The organism is Methanobacterium sp. BAmetb5 (assembly GCF_003491305.1).
GTDB lineage: Archaea > Methanobacteriota > Methanobacteria > Methanobacteriales > Methanobacteriaceae > Methanobacterium.
In genome coordinates, this window is sequence record NZ_CP022706.1 from 1,770,001 (window position 1) to 1,791,668 (window position 21,668).

General features: G+C 40.0%; 23 protein-coding genes. 5 read left to right on the plus strand and 18 right to left on the minus strand.

The window, feature by feature from the left end:
• Positions 1-199 precede the first annotated feature (199 nt).
• Both CIT02_RS08705 and CIT02_RS08710 read left to right on the plus strand, forming a co-directional pair.
• The gene (locus CIT02_RS08705; RefSeq protein WP_292611618.1) at positions 200-3,715 is read left to right on the plus strand and encodes a transglutaminase-like domain-containing protein; all 3,516 of its coding nucleotides are present in this window, start codon (positions 200-202) and stop codon (positions 3,713-3,715) included.
• A gap of 15 nt (positions 3,716-3,730) precedes the next feature.
• Complete coding sequence (locus tag CIT02_RS08710) at positions 3,731-4,090, plus strand: PepSY domain-containing protein (RefSeq protein ID WP_292611620.1); 360 nt, start codon at positions 3,731-3,733, stop codon at positions 4,088-4,090.
• A 130-nt stretch (positions 4,091-4,220) separates the two neighbouring features.
• Here the strand turns inward: CIT02_RS08710 and CIT02_RS08715 are convergent, their stop codons facing one another.
• The 10 genes from CIT02_RS08715 to CIT02_RS08760 all read right to left on the minus strand — a co-directional run bounded on the left by CIT02_RS08715 (position 4,221) and on the right by CIT02_RS08760 (position 13,655).
• Positions 4,221-4,652, minus strand: a complete 432-nt coding sequence (locus CIT02_RS08715; protein WP_292611622.1) for an SRPBCC domain-containing protein — start codon at positions 4,650-4,652, stop codon at positions 4,221-4,223.
• On the minus strand, positions 4,649-5,971 hold the full coding sequence (locus CIT02_RS08720; RefSeq protein ID WP_292611624.1) for a GMC family oxidoreductase N-terminal domain-containing protein: 1,323 nt from the start codon (positions 5,969-5,971) through the stop codon (positions 4,649-4,651). Before CIT02_RS08720 ends, CIT02_RS08715 begins: the two co-directional genes overlap by 4 nt.
• Before the next feature lie 40 nt (positions 5,972-6,011).
• A complete protein-coding gene (locus tag CIT02_RS08725) occupies positions 6,012-6,626 on the minus strand; it encodes an L-2-amino-thiazoline-4-carboxylic acid hydrolase (RefSeq protein ID WP_292611626.1) in 615 nt (204 codons plus the stop codon).
• Complete coding sequence (locus CIT02_RS08730) at positions 6,623-9,505, minus strand: SDR family oxidoreductase (protein WP_292611628.1); 2,883 nt, start codon at positions 9,503-9,505, stop codon at positions 6,623-6,625. Before CIT02_RS08730 ends, CIT02_RS08725 begins: the two co-directional genes overlap by 4 nt.
• 64 nt (positions 9,506-9,569) lie before the next feature.
• A complete protein-coding gene (locus CIT02_RS08735; protein WP_292611630.1) occupies positions 9,570-10,835 on the minus strand; it encodes a polysaccharide pyruvyl transferase family protein in 1,266 nt (421 codons plus the stop codon).
• Positions 10,836-10,900: 65 nt separating this feature from the next.
• A complete protein-coding gene (locus CIT02_RS08740; protein WP_292611632.1) occupies positions 10,901-11,284 on the minus strand; it encodes a hypothetical protein in 384 nt (127 codons plus the stop codon).
• 30 nt (positions 11,285-11,314) lie between these two features.
• Complete coding sequence (locus tag CIT02_RS08745; protein ID WP_292611634.1) at positions 11,315-11,680, minus strand: DUF2089 domain-containing protein; 366 nt, start codon at positions 11,678-11,680, stop codon at positions 11,315-11,317.
• 32 nt (positions 11,681-11,712) lie between these two features.
• Positions 11,713-12,021: a hypothetical protein gene (locus tag CIT02_RS08750; RefSeq protein ID WP_292611636.1), complete on the minus strand. Its 309-nt coding sequence runs from the start codon at positions 12,019-12,021 to the stop codon at positions 11,713-11,715.
• A gap of 146 nt (positions 12,022-12,167) precedes the next feature.
• Positions 12,168-12,965, minus strand: coding sequence for a flavodoxin family protein (locus tag CIT02_RS08755; RefSeq protein WP_292611639.1), 798 nt, complete (start codon positions 12,963-12,965; stop codon positions 12,168-12,170).
• A 54-nt stretch (positions 12,966-13,019) separates the two neighbouring features.
• Positions 13,020-13,655 (minus strand): TetR/AcrR family transcriptional regulator, encoded by a 636-nt coding sequence (locus tag CIT02_RS08760; protein WP_292611641.1) that lies wholly within the window; start codon positions 13,653-13,655, stop codon positions 13,020-13,022.
• A 243-nt stretch (positions 13,656-13,898) separates the two neighbouring features.
• Between CIT02_RS08760 and CIT02_RS08765 the strand changes: the two genes are divergently transcribed.
• Positions 13,899-14,033 (plus strand): hypothetical protein, encoded by a 135-nt coding sequence (locus CIT02_RS08765; protein WP_292611643.1) that lies wholly within the window; start codon positions 13,899-13,901, stop codon positions 14,031-14,033.
• A gap of 4 nt (positions 14,034-14,037) precedes the next feature.
• Here CIT02_RS08765 and CIT02_RS08770 read toward each other — a convergent pair whose 3' ends face one another.
• The 3 genes from CIT02_RS08770 to CIT02_RS08780 form a co-directional block, all read right to left on the minus strand.
• Positions 14,038-15,705 carry a DNA-directed DNA polymerase gene (locus CIT02_RS08770; RefSeq protein ID WP_363123657.1) on the minus strand — a complete coding sequence of 556 codons (1,668 nt, stop codon included), beginning with the start codon at positions 15,703-15,705 and terminating at the stop codon, positions 14,038-14,040.
• Positions 15,706-15,785: 80 nt separating this feature from the next.
• Positions 15,786-16,271 (minus strand): hypothetical protein, encoded by a 486-nt coding sequence (locus CIT02_RS08775; protein WP_292611647.1) that lies wholly within the window; start codon positions 16,269-16,271, stop codon positions 15,786-15,788.
• Between the two features lie 13 nt (positions 16,272-16,284).
• Positions 16,285-16,668, minus strand: a complete 384-nt coding sequence (locus CIT02_RS08780; protein ID WP_292611649.1) for a hypothetical protein — start codon at positions 16,666-16,668, stop codon at positions 16,285-16,287.
• Between the two features lie 134 nt (positions 16,669-16,802).
• Between CIT02_RS08780 and CIT02_RS08785 the strand changes: the two genes are divergently transcribed.
• A complete protein-coding gene (locus tag CIT02_RS08785; protein WP_292611651.1) occupies positions 16,803-16,970 on the plus strand; it encodes a hypothetical protein in 168 nt (55 codons plus the stop codon).
• A gap of 60 nt (positions 16,971-17,030) precedes the next feature.
• Here CIT02_RS08785 and CIT02_RS08790 read toward each other — a convergent pair whose 3' ends face one another.
• Positions 17,031-17,225, minus strand: a complete 195-nt coding sequence (locus CIT02_RS08790; RefSeq protein ID WP_292611653.1) for a hypothetical protein — start codon at positions 17,223-17,225, stop codon at positions 17,031-17,033.
• Between the two features lie 393 nt (positions 17,226-17,618).
• Between CIT02_RS08790 and CIT02_RS08795 the strand changes: the two genes are divergently transcribed.
• On the plus strand, positions 17,619-17,846 hold the full coding sequence (locus CIT02_RS08795) for a DUF2188 domain-containing protein (RefSeq protein ID WP_292611655.1): 228 nt from the start codon (positions 17,619-17,621) through the stop codon (positions 17,844-17,846).
• Between the two features lie 16 nt (positions 17,847-17,862).
• Here the strand turns inward: CIT02_RS08795 and CIT02_RS08800 are convergent, their stop codons facing one another.
• The 4 genes from CIT02_RS08800 to CIT02_RS08815 form a co-directional block, all read right to left on the minus strand.
• Complete coding sequence (locus CIT02_RS08800; protein ID WP_292611656.1) at positions 17,863-18,969, minus strand: three-Cys-motif partner protein TcmP; 1,107 nt, start codon at positions 18,967-18,969, stop codon at positions 17,863-17,865.
• 4 nt (positions 18,970-18,973) lie between these two features.
• A complete protein-coding gene (locus CIT02_RS08805) occupies positions 18,974-20,017 on the minus strand; it encodes a spore photoproduct lyase family protein (protein ID WP_292611657.1) in 1,044 nt (347 codons plus the stop codon).
• 159 nt (positions 20,018-20,176) lie between these two features.
• Positions 20,177-20,788, minus strand: coding sequence for a hypothetical protein (locus tag CIT02_RS08810; RefSeq protein WP_292611659.1), 612 nt, complete (start codon positions 20,786-20,788; stop codon positions 20,177-20,179).
• Positions 20,789-20,806: 18 nt separating this feature from the next.
• Positions 20,807-21,652, minus strand: a complete 846-nt coding sequence (locus tag CIT02_RS08815) for a hypothetical protein (protein ID WP_292611661.1) — start codon at positions 21,650-21,652, stop codon at positions 20,807-20,809.
• Positions 21,653-21,668 lie beyond the last annotated feature (16 nt).

Here is a 21,668-nt window from a genome sequence, read left to right on the forward strand (position 1 = left end):
GACTTTTCAAAACCGTTAGAATGCCCTCTAAATTTAAAAAGAAGCTTTATAATTGACTTTTTTTTAAAAATTAGATAAAAATATTTATATAGTATGGTAGATGATCTCTTGTTGTCCAAGAGCATCTGATGATTTTAAAGAGGATGTTAGGGGACACGGAGGCGGTAAAATTAATCGGAAATTTATATTATTAGTGTTAATGCTAGTTAGTTTGGCATTGACATCTAATGCATCTGCAGCAGCAGATAACTTAACCGATAATTTAAGCGGAAATTCAACACAAAATCTTATACAAACACAAAACACAACTGAAAATTTACAGAACACGACAGATCAAGAATCTATTCAAAGTTCTGATAATTTTTCAAGCGAAAACTCTACAACAAACAGTAGTTCAGACCTAAACTCTAATAAAACAAGTTTTCCCAGTGATTCTAGTAATGTAGAAGGTGCAGCTGGTGACCCTAGTGAAGAAGTTTCTTCGGGTAAGGCCAGTTTTACCATCCGGGAGATAATCAATGCAGCCAATGATGTTAAAAGGTTTCTAGAAGGGAACAAATACCTTCCAGAATACATAAACATCAATGGAACACTGGTAAATCAAGCTACATTCCTACAATTGTTAGCAGCAACTACAATAAAAATCAATAACAGCGACAGTACATTGATAGATTTAATCTATGTCCAACTACCAGGATCAGGAACTGAAAAAGTAAATCCAGGAACATTCACCAAAACTGAATATCTGGCTTTGGCTCAGACCATTCAAACTTACATCAGCAATAATCTGAAAGCCCCAGCTACCATCAGTACTAGTTTTGGTAATATTGGATTCGATTCTTTAATCTACCTTTACAGTCGTGGATTAAGTTTGTATGAAAGCACTAATGTGTTGCCCACCTTCTTGGCAGTCCGACCTTGGGGTACCTTTCCCATAACTGACACTACCAAAAATTCCATTACTACTCAAGATGTGGTTAATACTGCGGTTGAGGTTCGGAATTTTGTTAATTGCAATAAGTACTTGCCGGAGTTCATTACGGTTAACGGGATTGTGGTTAATCAGGCTACTTTCTTAGAGTTGTTAACTGAGGCTTTGTTGAAGATTGGTAACGGTGATACTACTGCGTTAACTTTAAGTAACGTTATAAAACCTGTATCTGGTGCCGAAACTGTTACCCCTGGAACTTTTACTAAGACCGAGTATTTGGCTTTGGCTCAAGATATTCAGGCCTATTTTACCACTAATCAGAAGGCCCCGGTTAGTATGAGTACTGTTTTTGGCGATATGAAGTTTGAGTCGCTTTTATATCTTTACTCTCGTGTACTGAGCATGTATGCGAGTAATGGTGTGTTAGCTACATTTATGGCTGTGCGGCCCTGGAGTTCTATCCCCATAACTGATACTACCAAAAAATCTATTACTACTCAAGACGTGGTTAATACTGCGGTTGAGGTTCGGAATTTTGTTAATTGCAATAAGTACTTGCCGGAGTTCATTACGGTTAACGGGATTGTGGTTAATCAGGCTACTTTCTTAGAGTTGTTAACTGAGGCTTTGCTGAAGATTGGTAATGGTGATACCAGTGCCCTGACTCTGGTTAATGTTAAAAAGTCGGGAACTGGCACAGAAACTGTTACCCCTGGAACTTTTAATAAAACCGAATATCTGGCTTTGGCTCAGACCATTCAAACTTACAGCAGCAATAATCAGAAGGCACCAGCAACTATCAGCACCAGTCTAGGGAAGGTGAAATTTGAATCTTTAATCTACCTGTATTCTCGTGTGTTGGGTAGTTACAAGGATGATAGCAACAAACTTCCGGCTTTAGTTACCATTCGCTCCTGGTCCACCACAAACATGCCCATTATGGATGAGTTCTTCACTGTAGAACAAATCACTAAAGCGGCCATTGATGTTAAGCGCTTTGTGGAGGGAAACAAATACTTGCCCGAGTACATCACCATTAATGGAGTGATGGTTAACCAGTCGCAGTTCCTGTACTTAATTGCCACCGCGACTTTGCACATCAACAGCGGTGATAACTCCTTGATAAGTCTTATAAGTGCCAGCGTACCTGGAACTTCCAGTGAAACCGTAACTGGGGGTAGTTTACTTTCCAGTGAATACTTAACTCTCGCCAATACCATCAAAAACTACATTGAATCCAATCGAAAAGCACCAAGTTCGGTTTCCACATCCCTGGGAACCATGAGTTATCAGTCATTACTGTACATGTACTGCAGAATACTCAACATAAACACTGTAAATCAGGATTTACCTGTGGTAATTAACGTTAAACCCTGGAAAACGACAAACATACCCATATCTGATAAAACAAGTTTCACAGTTGCTGAAATAACCCGTGCAGCAGTTGATGTCAAAAATTTTGTGGATGGAAACGGTTACATGCCGGAATGGATAACCGTGGGAGGAGTATCCCTCAACCAGACCCAATTCTTGCATCTCCTGGCTGCAGCCACCATTTTGATCAACAGTTCTAGCTCAGGTTCTGTTTATCCAGTAAACGCAGTCCTACCTTCTAAAACAGTTAATGATGCAATAACTTCTGGTAATTTAAGCAAAGGTAGTTATTTACAGTTAGCTCAATATATTAAAAGTTATATTGAACAGAATAAAGAAGGACCAAGCAGTATGAAGGTTTCTCTGGGAACAGTGAGTTTCAAATCCCTTATCTACATGTACAGCCGGGTGCTTCAGCAGTACAACCTGCACAAGACCTTGCCGGCTACCATACTACTAAAGGGATGGACTACCCAGAACATACCCATCTATGACGACTACTTCACCAACCAGGAAATCAGTAAAGTTGCTGCCGAGGTCCGGGCTTTCGTGGATGGAAACGGTTTCATGCCGGAATACATCACCATAAGTGGAGTAGTAATTAATAGGGCCCAATTCCTGTACCTATTAACCACTGCAACAGTGAAAATTAACAACAACGACAACTCCGTCACCTACCTGCAAAAAGCCAGTGTTTCTGCCAGCAGTGATCAAACATCTTCGGGTAGTATGGGAATCACAGAACTGGTACAAGTAGCTCAGAGTATTAAAACATACATGGAAACCAACCAGATTGCACCGACCTATGCTTCAACTAGTCTGGGTCAAATGGGATTCTACAATCTCATTTACACCTACAGCCGAGTATTGGATTACTACAAAAGCAACTTAAAGCTCCCATCTTCGGTAACTGGAATCAAATCGTGGTCATTGGTAGTTTATAAACTACCTGCTGGATTTGACCAGTACCTGGCAGCTACTGCCAACTGCCAAGCAGATAATGCAGCCATCATTTCCCTGGCCAACAGGATAACTGCCGGAGCATCCACCCCTTACCAAAAAGCAGTGCTGATCTTTAACTGGGTTAGAGACAACATTGGCTATGAGTTTTACTACAACACGGTGAAAGGTGCTGTAGGCACTTTAAACTCCGGTGGGGGTAACTGTGTGGATACTGCTCACTTGTTAATAGCTCTGGAAAGAGCAGCAGGGATACCTGCCAGATACGTCCATGGTAACTGTCAATTCAGTAGTGGTAGCTGGTACGGGCATGTCTGGGCAATTCTTTATGTTGACGGGCAGTGGCTAGTTGCAGATGCCACCAGTTCTAGAAATCAGCTGGGAGTTATCAACAACTGGAACACGGCAACCTACACATTTAAAGGTTACTACACCAGCCTACCCTTCTAAAACCAGGGAGATAAAATGATTAAAAAATCAACGAGAATCCTGGTTTTATTGGCGGTGATGTTAACCGTGTTAACAGTGGTGGCCTTGGCACTCTTTGCAGCGGGGATACCAGAGAACAACAGTGAAGACCAGGAGAACCAGAAAATACCCGAAAACAACAGAACCAATGTCACCATATCTCCGGAAGAAGCCCAAGAGATAGCCGCGAAATTCGTTAAAGAAACAGGTGCCCAGGTAGGAACACCACAGCTCAGTGAAATAGAGGGCCAACTGGTATACACAGTACCGGTAATAAGTAATGGAACCAGTATAGGTGAAATAACCATTAGTGCCATAACCGGGAAGAATATGGGTGGTGCCGGAGGAGTCTTATAATCTAGAACTCCTCTTAACTATCCATTTTCAACCTTCAAAACCATTTTTTTATTTTTTTTATTTTAAAATCATTAAGGCGTTTTTTTTAGAATATATGCTATGAACTAACCATTTAATGTCTACAATCCCACTACTCTTTTTCCGCTTCTTCTTTCAGGGCCTGGTTCATCATTTCAAAACCAGTGGCCGTGTTTCTAAGCAGCCCGGATCCCAGTGGGACTAACAGCCCAGTAAAGACTTCTTTCTGGATAAATAAGGTCTTATCTTCATCTATTTCTTCGGTGGTCCAGCTGTGTTCTCCATCAAAGAGTTTCCTTACTCCGAGCACCCCCAGCCATCTTAATTTCTTCCCTGGTTCATACTCCAGGATTTTTGGTTTAATGGTCATTCCATTGGAATTTGGAGGGTTTATAAAGATTTCGAGCATTACTCCCTCCTGTAGGGTTCCGGAAATTCGTTTCATAAAGGGATTCCACCGGGGGAATCGGTCGAAATCAGTCAGTATACTCCACACGGCCCTGGCTGGAGCATTGATCTCAATTTCAGTGTAAATTTCTTTCATACTAATTTATTTGTTTTTATATCATTAAATTCTTCTCCATTGGAGTTTCCAGGGATCTTCCTGGCCACCCTCAGTGCCAGGGCTGCGGTGAGTAATATGGTGGGCAATCCCTGGGAATGTGGTGCCAGGGAAAGATCAGCCACCCATAGTCCATCGGGGAGCCATGAAGGTCTCATATCAGGCACATCCTCCTTTTTAAGGGGAACTGTTCCCCCCAGATGCCCGCCGTTAGGAACACCTCTAACAAAGGGTCCGGAAATTCCAGCTCCTTCCATAACTTCCTGGGCCTGGCTGATGGCCCTATCCAATCTCTGCTGGTCATGGTCAGTCAGGGTTTTATCAACCCTTCCATCCCCATAAACCGTGCCTTCTTCAACATCGGCCAGTTTAACCATCAATCCAACCCGATCCTGGATGGGAACTTTCCTCCAGGGTTTGTGGAAGTAATGGGAGAGGATATCGGGGTAAGGGGATAGAATGTAATCTTCCTGTTGGGTGTACCAGGCCATGGGTGGTTCTTCCAGCTGTCGGGCACCGGGTAAGACTCCTCCCAGGGTTAAGACTATGTCTGCCCACAGGTGATCTTCGGCCTTTAAACCGGAGTTTTTGAGTATCTGGGCAGTTCCAATACCTCCTGCCGATAGAACCACCACATCTGCATGGTATTGTTTACTGTCAGGGGTTACAACACCAGTTACCCTTCCCTTTTCGATTATAACCTTTTCCACTGGAGACCTGCTCTGAAGGATGGCCCCTTTCCGCACTGCTTCATTAAGGAACTTCCGTGAATCCCAACGCGCTCCACGGGAACATCCAAGCTCACAAAGACCACAATAATTGCATTTATCCTTATTAACAACTTTAGGGGTGGGTTTTGGATTTAAACCCAGATTTTCAGCAGACTGGAACATATCCCTGGTCACGGGTCTCCAGGTATCCGGGGGAATGATAGTGGGATTTAACTCACCCTCCAGTTCATCGTATTCCGGGGTTAAATCCAAGCCAATCTCTTCCAATCCCTGATCTGCCCTCACCAGGTTACCACAAGATAAGACAGTTGACCCTCCTGTGGTAAGACCCCTCACCAGTATCAGTTCCCGGGAAGAGCGCTGTATGTCCATGGGTGGGAAGAAATGTTTGAAGGTACCTTCTCCTCCAATGAGGCCGAAACGGCGCAGTGGCTCTGCCCAGGATATATGCCTGGTGAATGGTTTGAACGGAGGCCCGGCCTCCAGTACTAAAACATCAAAACCTCTTGATTGCAATTCTCGAGCTGCAGTTGCCCCTCCAGCACCACTACCCACCACAATAGCTTTCATTTTTCTCAAATCCTCATATTTTCCTGGTTAATTTTTTAATTCATCCTATTTTTATAGAAGCCAAACAATTAGAACATCCCTCGGTGATCCTCTGGGTGAACTCCATCTTGATATTGGGGTTTAAACCCTGCACAACACCCTCATCAGCTGCAGAAAGAATATGGCAGGTCTGGAGATTGTAATCTCGAGCCAGGCTGCAGTGGTTAACTACCATAGTTATTTCGCCCCTTTTATTTTCTTTAACCTGAAAATCAATACCCAGTGCCGAGTACAAGATTCGGGCGGCATTAACCAGGTCGTTTAGATGGTTTCCCACACCTAAAATCTTTCTAAACCTCTGTCCCAGGACTAATCCTTTCTGGAACATAACTTGCCTCCCTTGGGAAAGGGCTTCATCATTCCCCATATTCTCTATCAGGGATTCCACCAGTTTATTATGGGCACGAGCCATCAATTTTCTTTTTTCATCCAGATTACCATTCAAAATGACTTGTTTTTGATAATCCTTTTGTTTTTCGTAATTTTTCTGAGGAGAATGCTCATTTAAAAGTTCTCCCAGTCCCTGGATAGTGGAACTGGCCAGTTCATCCAGGCCCTTTTTCAGTAACCACTCCGGTGTCCACCTGGACAGAATTCGCAGCCTAAGTCCCATCATCCTTCCTCCACCTGACCCTGGTGCAGGATGAGGGGATGAGATGTTTTCTGGTAGAGGGAATCAATCACATCCTGGTAGCGCTGGGTGATTATCTCCCTTTTAAGTTTCATGTTGGCGGTGAGTTCCCCTCCATCAATGGAAAGGTCGTTGGGGAGTAAAGCCCATCTTTTAACTTGTTCTGGTCGGGAAAGATCCTGGTTGATGCGGTGGATGGTTTCCTCTATATCCCGGGGATGATGTTCTTCCTCTACCCAGAAAAGACCAATGAGGTAGGGTTTACCCTCACCCACCAGCATCACCTCACTGGTTCCCGGGGCATCACGAAGCAAAGCCTCAATACGAAGGGGATCGATACTCTTACCGTAAGAATTTATTATAATTTCTTTCTTCCGTCCGGTTATAACTAGACTACCCTCCGGGGTTACAAACCCAGTATCCCCAGTTAAAAGCCAACCCTCCTTCTTCGGAGGAGTTATATCCGATTCAAAGTAGCCCGGGGTGACCTGGGGGCCCTTAACCATAACTTCCCCGTTTCTAGCTATTCGCAAATGGGTTTGGGGTAAGGGTTCACCCACAGTACCTATCCGGTTGGCTCCCCTCCGGTTCAGGGTAACCAGGGGTGCCTCGGTCAAACCGTAGGCATTGTGGATCTCCACTCCCAGTTCATGGTAATCCTGGATCAGGTGCTGGCTGGAAGTGGCCGAGCCCACTATTAGCTGGGAGCAACGGTCCAGGCCCGCTTTACTCATAAATACCCTGTGTACCAATGGTTTAAGTATATTTTTTAGTAGTCCAGGTTTTAGATGAGCGTAATGGTTTCCCAGGAAGGATTCCTTCAACTGGGACCATAACTTTTCGTAGAAACGGGGTACGGAGAAGAATATAGTGGGTTTTGCCAGGGGGAGTGCGGAAGCCAGCTGGTTAAAGTCCTCCAGGAAGTATATCTTCAGGGGAGCCGGAGCATAATAAGGGGAATAGGTCCCCAGTATGCCTTCCACCACATGGTTCATGGGTAAAAATGAGAGGTAACGTACTTCACGATTCCGGTCCTCCCAGGGAGGCAGTGAAGCCATGGCCTCGGCCATCCACCTCATATTTCCCTGGTTGAAGGTGACACCCTTGGGTGTTCCGGTGGTACCCGAGGTGTAACGGATGGTGGCCAGACCGTCAAAATCCACTGGTGACTGGGGAAATACTGTACTTTTTTCACCCTTCTCCCGGTCCCTACCCTTCTCCCAGACTTTACCCTTTTCCAGGAACCGTGACCAGGACATAATACCCCGGGGGATGGGCTGTGATTCCCGGCAGAAGGAGATGATTTCCAGGTCCAGGTCCAGTTCGGACAGGCGTTTCATAAGATGAGGAGTACCAATAAACAGGAATTTAGCTTCACTGGCTTTTAAAATGTTTTTTATTTCAAGGGGTGGACTGGTGTAGTAGAGGGGTACGCTAACTGCTCCTACTAATCCGATAGCCACGTCCAGGGTCAAGTAACGGGTGCTGTTTAAACCCACCAGGGCCACCCGATCCCCCGGACCAACACCAGACTCTTTAAGTGAATGATAAGCGGAAATGATATCCTCACGCACCTGGAGTGCAGGTTTCTCCTGGATACCCTCCGGGGTGATATCATAATATTTCACGGGATAACTGCGCCCTCCCAGGCGATAGAGAACCTGTTCATGAACAGTGCGTTCCGAACGATGGAAAAAACCATTATAAATAGCGTACTCCAGGAGGTGGGGTAAATATTCTTCCCATTTCAGTTTAAAGGGACCCAGAAGATTCTCAGTATTTTCCCGGCTGAAAGTGTGTTTCTCATCCAGGTAAGGGGCCAGGGTGAATAGAATATTCAGGGCCCCTGATCCGGGTGATGAAGATGGGGCCATCCGCTGAATCAGGGATGACGCCGGGATGAAAAAGGGTTGGGGGAGTTTAACATCCAATTTTTCCCGGGCCCACACCCCTACCTGGTCCAAGAGCTCTTTAATGGATGGTAATGAATCAGGGGGTGCGGTGAGATGGAAGGTTCTGCCTTCTGCCTCCTGATTAAAACTTAAATTACTGATGGCGTGGGCCACGTAATCCACCGGGACCATGTTCAAGGTGAGAGATGAGCTGGTGGGAATAAAACGGAGTTTGCCCTTTAGGTAAAGTTTGAACAGGGCATATACCGTGTTGAATGTTTTTATTTCACCGGTATTGGAATCTCCCACCACCATTCCTGGCCGGAAGATAGAATAGGGCACATCTGATTCACGGACTACTCTTTCGGCCTCGTATTTACTCTCCTCGTAGTTACTGAAGAAACCTTTATTTGCCGGAGGTTCTTCTCGATTATTCTCGTGGTGAGCTACTTTCCTATTTTGAGATTTTCCAATAGTAGGTTCTTCTGAAATATTTTCAGTGTAATCATCTTCAACTATGAGTCCTTCACGCTTCCCCGCCACGTATGCCGTGGATACATGTGAAAAACGTCTGAAAATTCCATTTTCACCGGCCAGGTCGGCAAGTTTGAGTAAATGGCGAGTACCCTCCACGTTGGTCAGGCGGAGTTCTTCCAGAGGTGCATGGAGGCGGAGGTCAGCCACGGTATGAATAATATGGGTTATGCTTGAAGCCAGGTCCTGGTAATCCTGACGGGCCATACCCAGATCCTCCCGGGTGACATCACCGGGAATCACCGTAACCCGGTCTTTCAATGCATCAAGAAGTTCATCCCAGTCACTCCAAGCCCTCTTTAAACGTGTAAGGCCATGGGCTCTGTTTTTAGATCTTATCATGGCTATAATTTCAATTCCCGGGAGATTGATCAGCTGACGAGCGATCTGGGTTCCCAGAAAACCATTGGCTCCAGAAAGTAACACACGGGTTGGCATTTGTTCCACCATATTTCTATTACCTATTTTTGAATGTAATCATGGATGAATTTTGAGTGTAAAACTATGAGATGATATTTTTCTCTTTAAGGAACTCCCCCAGAATGATCCGGTTCTTTTGGGATAGAGTAAGCTGCTGGCTTAGTCCCGGTTCCAGTTTATCTTTCTGCAAATCACTATCTCCTAGGAGTAAATCTATCTTACTCTGAAGATCTTCCCATAAATGAGGGTCATCGTGGCATATAAGATAGTCCTGGTAGAGGTGGAGATCCTGGTAGAGTGAGGTTAGTCGGGGATCATGGGCCACTGCTATCTGGGGAACACCGGCACGAAGGGAGAGTACTGCCGAATGGTAACGGGAGGTAACCAGTAAATCCAGACCAGACAGCATGCTTGTCATCTGGGATGCATTGTATTGGCGAGACGATACTATTCTACATTTATCCTTATTTTCCATTCTTTCCAGAATATCCTCAGCCAAGGGCTGGTCCAGTTCTTCCATACAAATGAGAACCACCTTCTTGTGGTGTTTCTGGATTATTTCATCTGCGATCCGGGCCCATCCTTCCATGAGTTTCTCCTGGATCTTCATCCGCTCCGGGGAACGGGAAAAATAATACGGCCACTTGTAAAGGTTTTCTTCACGTCCCCATGGCCGGATAACCACGGGCCAGAGTGAAAAGTCCACCACTGCCAGGCCAATCGTACCTTCGGAGGCTTCCGGCCATAAGCTGTTCAGAAAATCATGATCTTTACTATCTTCCTGGAAAGTGTAGGCACAGTCCGCAGTGGAGGTAATTGGTGCAGTTACCCCAATTTTTTGCAACCTTTCCAGGGCGTGTCTGGTTCGGGTGATGATGAGGTCAGTTTTGCTGGCTTCCCTTTTAACCAGCCAGCGATTCAAGGGAGACAGTTTTCCTGCGTCCACGGCATAGGCCACACAGGGTTTATGTTGCCGATGGGCACTGTGGGTAGCCCATAAAAATGCCCAGAGCAGGGCGGAAGTCCAGGTGTCCATGTAACAACTGCCTTCCACCAGGAGCACCAGGTCATGCTGCTTTACCAGTTTATCAATGGCCAGGAAGAAGATAGAAGGTATGGGGGCAATGTGCAGATGTTCATCTTCGGCCAGATAACGGCGCAAGTTCTCCTCATTCAAAGTGGGCACGGTGATCTCCACCTGGGGTCCCAGTAATCTCCGGACATCCTCGATTATGGCCAGGAGCCGTGCTTCAGATCCGGTGTTGTTGGCACCGTTGTAACCCACCAGGAGAACCCGGGGATTTGGGGGGTTCTCTCTGGGTTTCAAGTTGGCAGTGTTACTTTGCATATTTCTTCCCTGAATATCTTCTAATAATTTAATCCGTTACTTTGAATCCGCATTGTTTATTGGTTTTATTCCACGTAGACCTTGACCTTGGTCTGTTCTTCTTCATCAATGACATCCACCAGTTTGCCTTCCGCCCCATTTTTAACGGCGTCCAATATCTCGTCCAGGTCGATCTTGTCCAGTCCAGATTCCTTCAGTTTGGGGTCGTATTTTTTGGCCAGTTTCAATCCCACATCCACCAGGGAAATGGGTATGTTCACGTTCACCTTGGGCTGGTCGTCCAGGGTGTACACCCGGACCTTTAACCATTTAACATCTTTTCGAGGGATAATTTTCTCATCATTTTTATCCAGAGTAGCTAAAAGCTCAGTTGCTTCATCAACCGTTATTTTTCCATCTTCTACCATTTTTAATATTTGCATTTTCTCTTCCGATACACTTTTAGACATTAAAAACTCCTCCTAACACCGGTTTTATCATCATTTGTTCAACAACTTCAGGGCTTCATCCTTGCTGATTTCTCCCTTACTGAGTTTTTCCAGGATCTCCTTCTGATTGATGGCTGGTTTTTCCAGTTTGTATCCTAGGGAGGAAATCACTTCATCCAGTTTGTTCCTCACTGTGGGATAGGATATTCCCAGTTCCTTTTCTATTTCCTTGATATTACCCCGGTTTTTGATAAAAACCTCGACGAAGTATTTTTGTTCTTCGTTCAATCGGCAGAACTTGCAGAGTTCGAACTCGCCCCGGATGGTAGTATCACAGTTTTTACAGTAGATCTCGGTGACTTTGGTTTCACTCTTACAGATGGGGCAGTTTCCTGGTACTTCACGTTTCAAATCCATTCATCTCCTCTTGAGGTGCGTATAATCCTTTGTTACACCGTGTAGATCTTCACTACCACTTTTTCCTGGTTTTCATCGTAGGTGTCGATGTTCACCAGTTCAAAGGGTTCTTCCTGTTCCAACTGGTCCAGGATTATTTCCACATCCTGGGGGGTTATATTTTCTAAGAACTCCCCGGTGTGGTGTTCACCAGATGGTGGCCACCTGCCTTCCTTTATTCTGGAAGGCCCGTATTTGAGTATCAATCTGGAAATCCATTTCAACGTTGAAAAACGTAACGCTGGAATGGGAAACGAAAATTTAGCTGTTTTTATTTCCATTTTTAATTTTTTAGCCTTCATTGTTCCACCGGAATAACAGGTTTCTTGACGATCCCTGCTTGTTTATTTGATAATATTAACTAATCATATATAAAATTATTGATTATTTTAATTTGAACTTCAATAATGTGAAACTTTAAATTAACATTTTTAAGGTTAGTGGGGATTTACTTATTTTTTTCTTCTCCGGGCCCCATATCCCTCATCATGAAGAAGATCACCTTCAACAGGATTCCCGTCACTGCTCTGGTTAAAAGGCCTATCCTGGCGGGCTGGTAGTACTCTTTGCCCTGATAGAACTGGTAGTCTGCCGGCATGTAATCCCGGACCTCGCCGGAAATGGTTTGGAAGATCCGGAAACTGACATAATCCATAATTTTTACCTTAATTTTTCCTGATCTTTCTTTTTCTGCAGATTTCAGGGACTGGTCAAATCTCTGCACGGATTTATCCAGTGTCTTTTTGTTTTTCTTTTGCAGGCCCGGTGTTGCTGGCCAGGGTGCTGTGCTCAAACTGCATTTACCATTAACCTGGTATCCCCATGCTTCGGTTATCTTTTCCATGTAATCCAGGGTTTCCTTACCTCCCACTCCTCCGGTGGTGCACAGTACCAGGGCTTTCTTACCGTGGTATTCTGGGCGGTGGCAGAGATAGGCCACCCGGTCAATGAAGTTCTTCAGGAGAGCGGAGACAGTCATAACGTACACTGGTGAGACCAGAACCAGGCCATCCGCTTCTGCCATTTTATCCTGAATCATTTGCCGGTCATCCTTGAGGGGGCAGAACTCAATTCCCCGGGAGACACAGTTAAAACATCCCCGACATGCCTGGAGATCGGTATCTTTAAGGAAAAGGTATTCAAATTCGTAATTTCCCCTCTTTTTCATTTCCTCTTCCACTTGGCGGGCGGCCTGGTAACTGTTTCCTTTCCGGCGGGGGCTTCCGATAATGGTTAAAATTTTCATATTCTCACTTTCTTTAGAATGATTTTTTTTTTAATCGCCTGGTTTTTTTGATTTTTAGATTTTAATGGCTTCCAGGAAGAATTCATTGTGTTTGGCCATTTTCTCCAGGGCCAGGTCCATGAATGAATCGAAGTCTTCGTCGTACTTCAGGAAGTAGTACTCAAAGAACAGGTAAATGGCGAATGAGAAATATTCGTGGGCCAGTGTCCGGGGGTTTAAAGGTTTGATCATCTTTTTCTCTATCATCATCTGGAAAGTGTTCTCCCAGATATTTAGAGGGGCTTCTAAAAGCTCTTTCTTGAAAAATTCCCTTATTTTTTCGTTGTGATAGGTTTCAATGGAAACCAGGCGCCATATCTTCTCCATCTCCGGGGTGTTGATCTGTTCCAGATACATCCGGGCCCCTTGCTGTAAATACACTTCCGGGTCCTGATCCAGGAGGATTGTTTCTTCTTCCTCAGAAAAGCCACTGGAGTGGAGTTTGGACACGAAATGGTCAATTATAGTGTCCAGGATAGCTTCTTTGTTTTTATAATGGTTGTAAATTGAACTTTCCCGTATTCCTACTTCGCGTGCTATTTCACGTACAGAAACAGCGTTGAAACCCTTTTCTGAGAATAATTCAAGGGCCACATCGAATATTCTCTCTTTGGTAGGTTTGGATTCTTGGCCTGACTTTTGATTCTTCATGGTAATACACCGAGTTTTTAACTAACGTTCGTTACTAGTCCATGTGGTTAACTTAACCCAAAATTATGTACATTTTTGTACATTCATCGAACTTTATAACTAACGCTTGTTCGTTTCTTAGATCTAACTTAACTTCATCATATATATAACTAACGTTCGTTCGCTTAATTAATAATATAATTAATGAAAAGTATTATATATTATAAGTTTTTAAATTAGTATTACGATAAGGAGGTTACAAATATGATCAGAATAGCAATTACAATACCTAAAAAGCTTTTAAATGAGTTTGACGAATGTTTAAAAAAGAATGGATATAATTCTAGAACTAAAGGAATGCATGAAGCTATGAGTGAATATATTGAGCGACATAAGTAGAGAATTAATCCTCTTCTCTTGTGGAGTCGGAATAGGTCACAAAGAATCCATCTGTATCTGCATATAATGGCTTGAATCCATGGTTTTCAGCCTTTTCCATAGTTTTTATGAGAAAATCTTTTCCCCATGCTGTTATGGCCTCTGAAGCTTCAACACAATACCAACGATATTGTGGATGATTATAAAGCCCATAAATCGTGGAGATTAGTGTTTTCAGTGCTTCTTGTCTGAAGTTTAAGATTTGTTTTTCCTCGGGATCTGTAGATTTTTTCATCAAAGACTTAATGTGTATCCGTTCGTTTAAAATTTGAGCTGTGACTGTAGGGATAAAACCTTTGGGATTTTTTTGGAACTTATATCCAAATTCAGGTGCAATATGGCATGTTTCTTCATCACCATCTTGACATAAGGTTTCTGGGGAAATGTTTTTTGCTATGATTATGCTGGGGTATAGGCTTCTGAAATCGAAGTAAAAAATATTTTCATTTAAGCCCTGTGTAGGTTCTATTACATGTCCTCCCACAACGTTTCGTTCAAATGTCCCCGGTTCATTTGGTAGAATATGATTAAATTCATAGGCTTTTCTTATTAAATGCCACTTTACTTGCGTTCCTGTCCCTCTTCGGACAATATCAAATAAGGGCTGTCCAACGATTCGTGCAAGTTCAATACTCATAGGCAACATCCTCTCTCCAATGTGGATAATAGCTTTTCCATCTTCAAGAGAATATCTGAAAAGTGCCTCTCTTTTTTCGCCACCACTATTCCAATAATTAGAAATCTCCGATGCAGGAATATCTAATTTTTCAATACCAAATAGCTCTTTATAAACGCTTCCTATTGTATGGCTGTTTAATTGGAGATGTCTGCGAGTAATTCTATAGAGATCTACATGAATGCGTCCTTTAATCATTGCAGCTTTTTTAGGAACTGTCATCAAACTAAGTTTTGACCCATCAACTCCCAATTTTAATGATACACCTAATCGATCGGCCCTTTCTTTAATATAAGGAAAATCAAAGTTGTCTGAGTTGTAACCAGTGATTATGTCTGGATTTTCAGATTTAATAGTTCCAACAAATTTCTGTAATAATTCCTTCTCATTGTGGACGGTCCTTACAAAAGCGGATGATGATTTTTTAGTGGAAAATGTCTTTCCAAGTCCATAGTTACTAGAGAGACTGATCATTACGATATGGTCTCTATCGGGCTCTGGTATGCCAGTAGGACTATCGACTTCAATGTCAAAACTCAAAATTTTAAGTTCAGGCTTTAATTCCAATGCCTTGGGATGATCTACCACTTTGAACATACATGTTGAAGATCTTGAGGATACAACCTTTCCTTGTACTTTTACTCCATTCATAGGCGATAATCCCTTATCTATTAGATATCTACGTTCAAAGGGAATATCATACTCTCTAACATCCTTTACTGACTTAAGATTCTCAATTTTTTCTTTGAATTGTTTAATATCTCTTGGGTGGTTGAATGTTATCTTCAAAACGTCTCTTATTTTTCTCCTATCTTTTTTAGAGACTATTTCTACCAAACTAAGCCCTAAATTTATTAACTCATCAATACATGAATTAATATCAAAAGGAATGGCATAAATGTAAGGTTTAAAGCTATTATCCAGAGCTATTATATGCCTTTGATCATTATTGCCCAAGAGTGTACCAAATAACCTTATAGTGGGTTCACGATTCCGAGTGACATAATCAATATCCAATAGAATAAACTTTTTTATTGTCATTTTTTCTTTACTTTAAGGACAGTTGGTTTGTCTTTTTGAGCCCAAAGCCAGTGAGCGTAATCCAGAATCTCCATTTGATGTTTGTGTTTTAGCTGAGGAGTAATTTTCAAAACTTTTCTATCAATATGAAACATATCTCTCCCATAAAGCTGCGGGTCTCTCCTTTTATATTTCGTATCCATTTGGGAAACATACTGATAGGAGAAATCAATCTCCTTATCAAGGTCAAAAAGGTTTACTAGCTCCCGGTCTATATTAATAAGCAAACCAATAGCTAAATGAATTTCTTCATATGTTATGGGATCCGCTTGTGCTTTTATTTGGAAAAGACCATCTAAATATTCTGTTATCTCGCTATGCCACTGTTGAAAATCTTTAGCAGGGAATACAAGTAAGTCATCTGTTCGTTGGAATAACTGTGGTCTGTATGCAAGGATTCTTCTCTGATCTACGATACCAAAACTACGTCTCATCTTTACCATTACTTCTATCTATTTACAACCAATTGACACCCAATGATTTTGCTGGTACGTTACTCGTAGATTCTGCAAGGAGATCATCGGATGGATCAACAGGGATCTTGACATATGTATCAAGGTATGCTTGAGAAGGTTTTTTGTCTAAAAATAAATCCATATCAACATTAATAAAATGGATCCTCTCCATAATTCTAGCCCAATGCCCTGTTAACTCAAATTCTCGCTCGCTGTCTATTTGGCTGTATTGTTTAAAAGCATAATCTATGTACTCTCTCATTGCCAAATAGTTACGCTTAAACTCATCTCTAGTGTAAATAATAACTTCTTCGTGGTCGGAAAGCAATTCAGGATGGTATAGGTGTACTTTCCTTCCTCTAGGAATACCTTCACTAACTCGCATAGCATCACCTCAGAATAAAAAATTTGAAGTTTAAAAGTTATTGCAGTTGTCCTAAAGAGCAGGCGAGAAGTAATGTATAAACAAATTTATACGGTAATTAACATATAACTGCTTAGAAAAGGCAAAGAGGTAATATGATGTCTGAAAAAGCACGAGAAGTAAAACAAGTCGTTAGAGCTGTTAAATACAAACAGAATGAGCGTGATTTTTATGATGATGTTGATATTGAATCTTTAGTCAATGAATTAAAGCCAAAACATGGCGAAAAACTAGAAATAATAATAAGAAAAGTTAAAGGATAACCTTCCACTTCGTTAAGTTCTTAATTTAAGATCATATATGGATAGTGGGTTGATTAATGATTAATCAATTCCCATTATCATGTCTTCCATCAATATCCACTGGTATGTACCATCACCATAAATAACACGTCGAACAGCATGAACTCCATCCTCCAATTCGATAGCTTCCCACTCAAACTGATTTAACCACTCATAATCTTCTTCATCAACTAATGCAGGCATATTCGAATTATTTAACTCAATTTTTTTTACCATATTAATTACCTCTTTTGATTTATGCGAACTAACGTTCGTTCTTGTATTTGATTTTATAGCATATAAAAGTAATGGTGGTTAATTTCATAGCCTTATATTGAAGTCAAATACTCGTGCATTGATAGATTAGTATGGTTAAACTAGTTTTTATTAAATAATATAACTTCTTAGTGCTCATAGAACAATTCAGAGGATAGAAATGTTTTTCTTCTTGGTACTCCTTCAATTAATACATATGAAACACGGGATGACATAAAAATTGAGCGTAAAGAGAATACATTTAGGTGATGTGGGGTGGTAATTATGAATAAATACATAAATTCAATGTTAATTAAATATTGCTAATTGAAATTATATTAATAAAGTGAGATCACTTACAATAGAGGAATATTTATGACAAAAAAAACTGTGCATGTAATCCCTAACAAGAAAGGTGGTTGGGATATTAAGAGAGAAGGTGGAGAAAGGGCCTCTGTCCATACTGATACTAAATCTGAAGCAGAAAACAGAGCTAGAGAGCTTGCTAAGAAAGATAAAACCGAATTAATTATACATGATAAAAAAGGGAAATTCCAGAAAAGAGATAGTTATGGTAACGATCCATACCCTCCAAAAGGATGAAATTGATAGTTTACCATTAGGATATCATCTTAGGAAACACAATTTGACTTTCTTTTTTAATACCGCCTCGGGGCCCTAAACCCTGAATATCAATAATTTCATCCCCATATAATTCTTTAACAGCTTGTCTATAATGTTTTTCTATAAAAAATGTCTCCATACAGCTTAATTCTTGTATTTCCTTAAAAGAAAGAGTTTTACCTTGAAATCTATCTAATAAGAATTCTTTGAATTGAGATAAATCACCATATGACTCAAGAGTCATTTGACCTTCAGCAGGACCTAAATATCCAAATCTACCTTCGGTACCTATGCTATACATAACTCCTTTCATTAATGCGCATCCTAAGGGATGATTAGTCGCATGGATTAAATAGTAAGTTGTCTGTAATTTATCATCAGCATTTACTTTATACGGGAGAGTATATTTTACAGATGCATAATTGTGTAATTGATCCCTATACAATCTTAATAATGACTGTTCGGCCGTTAAATGAGAATATTTTTTTTCTAAAATATCAGAAACATTATTAAATCCAAATAACTCTTCTATACTAATTCTATGCTTAGAACTTGTTAAAAATCTATTTACATCTCTTACCATGAAATTAAAAAAAACTTCAGTTTTAGGAAGAGATAGAATGTATTTAATATCTTCGAAAGGAACCCCTCCAAAACCAAATGGATCTATAAAAAAGAAGGAAGGTGCTAATCGACCTCTAATTTCTCGTATTTCCGCAACAAGATTACTAAATTCATCATTAATAGGATTTAATATGTTAATTTTATCATATTTTTCTGCATTGTCTTTTTCTGCATCGATTACAGCCTTCAAATTATTGTAATTATTTTTATCCTTTTCTATAAAAGTACAAACAATTTCATCAATATACTCGAACTGGTCTTTAATCCTACACGCAGTTTCAAGTGCTATAAGCGGAGAACCATCCTCTCCATCGGCGTATTTTCCTCTTCCAGCAAAACAATCAAAATAACAAACCTTTTTGTTATGACTACCCAGAATTCTGATCCAACCACTAAGGTATTTACTCAATATCTCATGTTTTACCTTAGTATGTTCTTTGTAAGCCCATTTTTCTAATGAATCATCGCGATGAGGCACATAATCACCAAATGCAATTACATTTTATATCTTTATAATTCATATCAATGGAATTCCACATCTTAATAGTTTCTTTACACAATCCAACATCTGAAAAGCAGTGTTCGGTTTTAAGGTAGGTTATTATGGTGTTATACATCTCAAGTCTTTTTTCAAAGCTGATTTTTTTACCCCAATTTGATTTATCATCTAAATAATCCACCCAGCTTTTATCCTTGGAGTTATTTATGGTGCTTTGTAAACCTCTTAGAGATCCTAAGGTGATTATTTCAGGAGTTAGGTTTTTAAATAAATAGTCGATGATTTCTTTGTATTTATGTTTCCAACCATTTATTGGCACTATAGGATCTATTCTCATACGAACAGAATAACCTTCATCATATAATTTTTTAGCAGCTTTTATTCTCTTTTTAGGTGAAGGTGCTCTTTTTTCCCATTTCTTTGATACATCAAAAGCATTGATACTGAAACTTGATATTAAGATATCTTGGGATTTAGATTCAATTATCCCATCAACATTATCGGATTTAGTGAGAACCAGGAGTTTATGTTTATTTTGTTTTTTAAATAAGTCAATAACAAAACCAGATAATGCATCTTCTGTTCCTTCAAAAAGTAGTGAGTCTGATAGTTCGCCAGAGTTCAGTAGCGAAGGAGTTTCATTTTGATAGAGGAAATTTCTTATGTGACTTTTTATCTTGTCTTTTTCTTTTATGTAAGGCTTTTTCTTCATAGGCCTGAACCTTAAAGTCCCATTAAGATAACACCAAGCACAATCAAAATTACAGCCATTAGCCCACTTTAATTCAATAAAATGAGGGCACACCACATCTTCATCATTCTCAGGATAAGGTGTTTTATCAAATAAGGTAATTATGGATCCATCTGCAACCTTGGAAAAAGTTGGTTTTATATTGTTTTCTAGAGTAACCGTGTTCTTCAATTCGATAGAACACGCAGCATCCATATTTCTATAACGTTTCTTATCATTCAAGTCTCCCTTTGATAAGAATTCGATTGCGTCCTCACAGGTTAATGTAGTTTGCATCTGTTCCCTCTATATATTTCTTATTAACTATAAATCTTTCTAAACAGATTACATAACATATTATCGCTATTATAACTTTTATTTATTCTTCCAGTATCTCTGTGGTTTATTTAAGTGATCAATTTATCCAAACAACATGAAGATAGTTAGATATTCAATCTATTCAACTAATTTATTGGTTTCTACTTTTATTACATCTCCAAAAATATCCTTTTCATATTCTTCAACAGTTTCAATAAAGCTTTTTAGACTGTTTACAATTAATTTATCACGATATATAATGATATCAATCGAAACTTTGTTCTCTAATATCAAGTCTTGTCTAATCTTCATATCTTTGTTAAGGAATTCAATTTCTGATGCAATTATAGGTAATTTTATACTTTCTTTTTCTATTAACAAGTTAATGTCTTCCATTATCTCATTCAAAGGCAATAAATCATGTAATGGAATTAATAAATTCCACATATCTACTTTTGTAGATTTTATATCACTTATTTCTTTTTCAAGAGCTTCACAATTAGCTGTGGCATTTGCTACATTATTGGCATTTTTAGCTCTGATAGCTGATATTAATTTACCTTCTTTTTTGGCTATTCTTTGTTCGTCCAAAACCAAGTTAAAGATCATTGTAATTGTTGCACCTATTATTATAGCTAAAATTGATAATATAGGAGAATACTGAGGTTGATTTAATGAAGTGATATAAATAAATATTATTGCTACAATAACAAGAATTGATAATGCAAATATTATATATTTCTTCCACATTTTCTATTCCCCATTCATTTAATAATCTAAATAAAACTGGAAAAAGTAAATTCCGTTACCTTCTTCAACCCAACAGACTATATAAACTGGTTCTCGTGGTAAATCAAATGAATTACCATTTTTATCTAAAAAATCACATAGATTTATGGTAATAGATTTATGAGCAAATAAATTATTTATTCCATTTTGGTAAGAATTTTCAAACTCACATAACTTCTCTTTAGAAAATCCGATTAACAATCCAACTCTCAAATGGGAGATAGTTTCCTCACTTAAATTTTCCAATTTAAAACTATGTCGAGATAATCCAACATTTATTTGAGCACTCTGTGACCGCATGTCACGTTCATTTAGATCTAATAAAGGTCTTGTATCTATTGCGATTTTGGTGTCAACAGTAACTCTTGGTGGTCTTTGATTATAGGTATTTTTAAGGTCTTGATACACCTCTTTAGAAATGATATCTCTTATTGATTCGTTCCATTTAGTTTTTAATCCCTTCAAACCTTCATAAATTTGAGGGACCCCTGAAAAACCGTGTATTGAATTAAATAATAGGGTTAAGCCGGAACTAATAATAATATCTGCATTAATAACAAATGAACCACTATAATAATCTTGCACTTCTATTTTTGGAAGGTATTCTTTTGATAAACCTAAATCTAAAAAAAACTCATCAATTATCTGCTGAGATGAATTAACAAAGATTATTTTCCATTTTTCTTTATTAAAACTAAAATAATCTAAATCAATTTCATTCCTGAAACATGGATTGTTTTTTTCTAAATCACATAACCATATTTTTGTTTCGTCGGATAAATCCATGAAAAAATTAATTTTTGCCAAAATTACATTATTTTCCATTCTAAACCCCCTACCA

Coding starts and splice junctions, on each gene's coding strand:
- CIT02_RS08745 (WP_292611634.1), bottom strand. CDS start 11,680: ATGGATTTGAAACGTGAAGTACCAGGAAACTGCCCCATCTGTAAGAGT.
- CIT02_RS08720 (WP_292611624.1), bottom strand. CDS start 5,971: ATGAAAGCTATTGTGGTGGGTAGTGGTGCTGGAGGGGCAACTGCAGCT.
- CIT02_RS08705 (WP_292611618.1), top strand. CDS start 200: ATGCTAGTTAGTTTGGCATTGACATCTAATGCATCTGCAGCAGCAGAT.
- CIT02_RS08740 (WP_292611632.1), bottom strand. CDS start 11,284: ATGTCTAAAAGTGTATCGGAAGAGAAAATGCAAATATTAAAAATGGTA.
- CIT02_RS08725 (WP_292611626.1), bottom strand. CDS start 6,626: ATGATGGGACTTAGGCTGCGAATTCTGTCCAGGTGGACACCGGAGTGG.
- CIT02_RS08760 (WP_292611641.1), bottom strand. CDS start 13,655: ATGAAGAATCAAAAGTCAGGCCAAGAATCCAAACCTACCAAAGAGAGA.
- CIT02_RS08805 (WP_292611657.1), bottom strand. CDS start 20,017: ATGCAAACTACATTAACCTGTGAGGACGCAATCGAATTCTTATCAAAG.
- CIT02_RS08815 (WP_292611661.1), bottom strand. CDS start 21,652: ATGGAAAATAATGTAATTTTGGCAAAAATTAATTTTTTCATGGATTTA.
- CIT02_RS08795 (WP_292611655.1), top strand. CDS start 17,619: ATGACAAAAAAAACTGTGCATGTAATCCCTAACAAGAAAGGTGGTTGG.
- CIT02_RS08710 (WP_292611620.1), top strand. CDS start 3,731: ATGATTAAAAAATCAACGAGAATCCTGGTTTTATTGGCGGTGATGTTA.
- CIT02_RS08735 (WP_292611630.1), bottom strand. CDS start 10,835: ATGCAAAGTAACACTGCCAACTTGAAACCCAGAGAGAACCCCCCAAAT.
- CIT02_RS08750 (WP_292611636.1), bottom strand. CDS start 12,021: ATGAAGGCTAAAAAATTAAAAATGGAAATAAAAACAGCTAAATTTTCG.
- CIT02_RS08810 (WP_292611659.1), bottom strand. CDS start 20,788: ATGTGGAAGAAATATATAATATTTGCATTATCAATTCTTGTTATTGTA.
- CIT02_RS08765 (WP_292611643.1), top strand. CDS start 13,899: ATGATCAGAATAGCAATTACAATACCTAAAAAGCTTTTAAATGAGTTT.
- CIT02_RS08775 (WP_292611647.1), bottom strand. CDS start 16,271: ATGGTAAAGATGAGACGTAGTTTTGGTATCGTAGATCAGAGAAGAATC.
- CIT02_RS08755 (WP_292611639.1), bottom strand. CDS start 12,965: ATGAAAATTTTAACCATTATCGGAAGCCCCCGCCGGAAAGGAAACAGT.
- CIT02_RS08780 (WP_292611649.1), bottom strand. CDS start 16,668: ATGCGAGTTAGTGAAGGTATTCCTAGAGGAAGGAAAGTACACCTATAC.
- CIT02_RS08790 (WP_292611653.1), bottom strand. CDS start 17,225: ATGGTAAAAAAAATTGAGTTAAATAATTCGAATATGCCTGCATTAGTT.
- CIT02_RS08730 (WP_292611628.1), bottom strand. CDS start 9,505: ATGCCAACCCGTGTGTTACTTTCTGGAGCCAATGGTTTTCTGGGAACC.
- CIT02_RS08785 (WP_292611651.1), top strand. CDS start 16,803: ATGATGTCTGAAAAAGCACGAGAAGTAAAACAAGTCGTTAGAGCTGTT.
- CIT02_RS08715 (WP_292611622.1), bottom strand. CDS start 4,652: ATGAAAGAAATTTACACTGAAATTGAGATCAATGCTCCAGCCAGGGCC.